Here is a 3,466-nt window from a genome sequence, read left to right as displayed (position 1 = left end):
CTGATGCCGCCCGCCTCCAGCCAGTACCACGCGTGCGGCATCAGCGACGTGTCCCAGGTGAGGTCGGCGCGCAGGCCCAGCTCGTCGTTGACGATGCCGGCGCGGCCCTCGGCGAAGTCGGCCAGGAACGCCAGCCGGCTGACCCCGGAGCCGGGCGCCGGGACCCGGCTCAGGTCGGCGCCACCGGGCAGCAGCGGCCAGGCCGACGGGGTGGCCGGGTCGAGCCAGACGGTACGGGCCGCCGCCTCGACGCGGGCCGCCGGTCCGACGAGCGGCGCGCCGAACGCCGGATGCTGGCTCCATGTCACCTCGACCGGCTCCGCGCCGTCGTTGGTGGCCGTCTCGGTCACCGTGACCGCCGGGCCCTCCACGGTGACCCGCTTGACGACGGAGAAGGGGGAGCGGACGAGGTCGGTGCGCAGCTCGACCCCCGCGGCGCCGGGGCTGACGCCGTCGTCGATCGCCCAGTCGTAGGAGGCCAGCCAGGCCTCGCCGTGCATGCCCCACTCGACGCCGTGCTCGATGCTCGGGGAGCCGGCGTTGGGGAACACCGTCTGCCAGCCGCCCGGGTAGGCCTGCGAGAGCAGCGCCTCGCTGCTGCCGACGGTGGTGTGCTCACCGCGCGGACGCAGGCCCCAGCGTGTGCGCCACAGGACGTCGATGCCGAGCGGGCGCCAGCGCACCGACGTGACGTCGCCGCCCTTGCCCGGTACGACGTCGACCTCGAGCTGGTCGGACGTGAGGTGGACGATCTCCCAGCCGCGGTAGGTGGACACGCTCGGTTCGGTCACGCCGATACCTTAGGGCTCCGGGTGCCGCGCGTCGTAGCGGACGAACCGGCGCTGCGTCACGGCCAGTGACGTCACGACGACCACGCACACCAGCCCGCCGATGATCGCGGCCCACGCCTCGCCGCTGAGCTCGGCCAGCGAGCCGAGGACGAGGTCGCCCAGCCGGGGCCCTCCCGCCACCACGACGATGAACACGCCCTGCAGCCGGCCGCGCAGCTCGTCGGGGGTGGCGGCCTGCAGGATCGTCATGCGGAAGACGGCGCTGACGGTGTCGGCGGCGCCGGCCAGCACCATGCAGACCACCGCCGGCCACAGCGCCCAGTGCACGGTGCCGTCGTCGGGTCTCGGCACGAGCACCAGGACCACGCCGAACGCGACCACCGACAGCGCCCACGCGATGATCGCGACGACGACGGCGAACCCCTGCCGGCGCACGTGGCCCAGCGGTCCCGAGAACAGGCCCGCCAGGAACGCGCCGACGGCCATGCCGGCGACCAGGATGCCCACCGTCGTCGACCCGCCGCCCAGCACCGACGCCGCGACCGCCGGGAACAGCACGCGGGGCATCGCCAGCACCATCGCGCACAGGTCGACGATGAACGTCATGCGCACGTTCGGGCGGGAGCGCAGGTACGAGAGGCCCTCGAGCACCGAGCTCAGCCCGGCCCGCCGCACCCGCCCGTGCGGCGGCATCGGCGGCAGCGCCGCGAGCGTCGTCAACGCGACGGTGAGCAGCACCGCCTCGATGCTGTACGTCCATCCGTAGCCGACGGTGTCGATCAGCAGGCCGGCGAGCAGCGGGCCCACCGTCAGGCCCAGGCTCATCGACATGCTGCCCAGCGCGTTGGCCGCCGGCAGCAGCGTCCCCGGCAGCAGCCGCGGGATGATCGCCGTCCGGGCGGGGGAGTTGACCGCGAAGAACCCGTTCTGGACGGCGACCAGCGCGTAGAGCAGCCACACCTGCCCGAGGCCCAGCCACGCCTGCACGGCGAACCCGCACGCCACGAGCAGCAGGCCGAGCGAGCTGACGATGACCACCCGCCGCCGGTCGTACGCGTCGACGATCGCGCCGCCGTAGAGGCCCAGCGCCATGAGCGGCACCAGTGCGAACAGCCCGACCAGCCCCACGTTGAACGTCGACCCGGTCAGGTCGTACACCTGCAACCCGACGGCGACGGTGGTCAGGTGGGTGCCGATGCCCGAGAGCGAGATGCCGATCCAGAGCCGCCGGTACGGAACGCTGACCTTGAGCGGCGTAAGGTCCAACAGCAGCCGGCGCACCTGGACATCCTTCCAGTGCCGTGCTGGCGTCGCTCCGCCAGGGCGCGCGAGGGTGCGTCTACCGAGCCGCTACTCCGGCTGTCCGGCCGGGGCCACCGCGAGCTGCTGGAGTCGTGATCGGCGTGCCGTCACCACGTACGAGACGGTCGGAGCAAGGGCCGAACCACTCGCGAGCCGAGGATCAGACGGGGTCGAGGTCGGTGCCGCGCGCGACCGGCTCCCAGGCGCGGAACTCCGCCCGCAGCCGGTCGAGGCTGTCGCGCACCGCGTCCGCCGCGTCGTTGCCCAGGGGCAGTCGCAGCGGCGGGTCGGCGGCATCCAGGGCGGCGCGGATGGCGGCGGCCGCCTTGGCCGGGTCGCCGGGCTGGGCGCCGTCGAACCCGGCCTGCATGGCCCGGATCGGCCCGACCACGGCGTCGTAGGCGGGGTGGGCGGCGGTCATGCGCATCGCCTCGCCGTGCAGGCCGGTCCGGAAGGCGCCGGGCTCGACGATCAGCACCCGGATCCCGAACGGCGCCAGCTCCGCCGCCAGCGCCTCCGAGTAACCCTCCAGTGCGAACTTCGTCGCCGAGTAGGCCGACACCGCGGCGAACGACAGCCGCCCGCCCATGCTGCTGATCTGCACGATCGCGCCCGACCGCCGTGCCCGCATGCCCGGCAGGACGGCGCGGACCAGCGCCGCTGGGCCGAAGAAGTGCACGTCCATGAGGTCGCGCAGCTCCTGGTCGGTGGTCTCCTCGGCCGCGCCGATCAGCGCGCGGCCGGCGTTGTTCACGAGAACGTCGATGCGGCCGAACGCCTCGGTGGCGGCGTCGACGGCGGCGGGGATGCGGGCGGTGTCGGTGACGTCCAGCTCGACGGCGGCGACGCGGCCGGGGAACCGGCCGGCCAGGTCGTCCAGCGCGCCGGGCTTGCGGGTGGTCGCGACGACGGCGTCACCGGTGGCCAGGGCGGCGTGCGTGATGGCGCGGCCGAACCCGGACGACGCACCGGTGACCAGCCAGACACGGCCGGTGGCAGGGGTGATCATGCCTGCGACCCTACGGAGCGCCGGCCGTCCGGGAATGTACGTTCTTGCGCCCGTCGGCACGACCGGCGGCCTCGCGGGCGTACGTGCCGGGCGCGACGCCGACGTAGCGCTTGAAGTGCCGGGTGAAGTGGCTCAGGTCGAAGAACCCCGCCTCGTGGCCGGCGTCGCTGACCGGACGCCCGGCCAGGAGCAGCCGCTTGGCGTGGTCGACGCGCAGCTGCAGCTGGTAGGCGTGCGGCGGCATGCCGACGTCGGCGGTGAACAGCCGGGTCAGGTGGTACGGGCTCAGCTCGCCGATGCGGGCGAGGTCGGCCAGGCTGACGGTGCCGGCCCGGTGCTCGTGCAGGTACTCGCGGGCCCGCCG

At 74.1% G+C, this 3,466-nt stretch carries 4 protein-coding genes; all 4 read right to left on the bottom strand.

All coding sequences use genetic code 11. The features are described from left to right. Positions 1 to 791 (bottom strand): DUF4432 family protein (locus E1212_RS28960; RefSeq protein ID WP_131988995.1); only part of this gene is annotated, 791 nt, incomplete at its 3' end. Positions 792 to 800: 9 nt separating this feature from the next. Further along, a complete protein-coding gene (locus tag E1212_RS28955; RefSeq protein ID WP_131988993.1) occupies positions 801 to 2,072 on the bottom strand; it encodes an MFS transporter in 1,272 nt (423 codons plus the stop codon). Between the two features lie 181 nt (positions 2,073 to 2,253). Beyond that, positions 2,254 to 3,102 carry an oxidoreductase gene (locus E1212_RS28950; RefSeq protein WP_131988991.1) on the bottom strand — a complete coding sequence of 283 codons (849 nt, stop codon included), beginning with the start codon at positions 3,100 to 3,102 and terminating at the stop codon, positions 2,254 to 2,256. 10 nt (positions 3,103 to 3,112) lie between these two features. Continuing rightward, a partial coding sequence (locus E1212_RS28945) for a helix-turn-helix domain-containing protein (protein ID WP_131988989.1) occupies positions 3,113 to 3,466 on the bottom strand: 354 nt, incomplete at its 5' end.

The organism is Jiangella ureilytica (assembly GCF_004348545.1).
GTDB lineage: Bacteria > Actinomycetota > Actinomycetes > Jiangellales > Jiangellaceae > Jiangella > Jiangella ureilytica.
Note: the sequence above shows the minus strand (reverse complement) of the source record. Positions and strands in the feature narration are given on the sequence as shown.

Bases quoted from the DNA above. Each gene is read 5' to 3' on its own strand.
- E1212_RS28950 (WP_131988991.1), bottom strand. From the start codon at position 3,102: ATGATCACCCCTGCCACCGGCCGTGTCTGGCTGGTCACCGGTGCGTCG.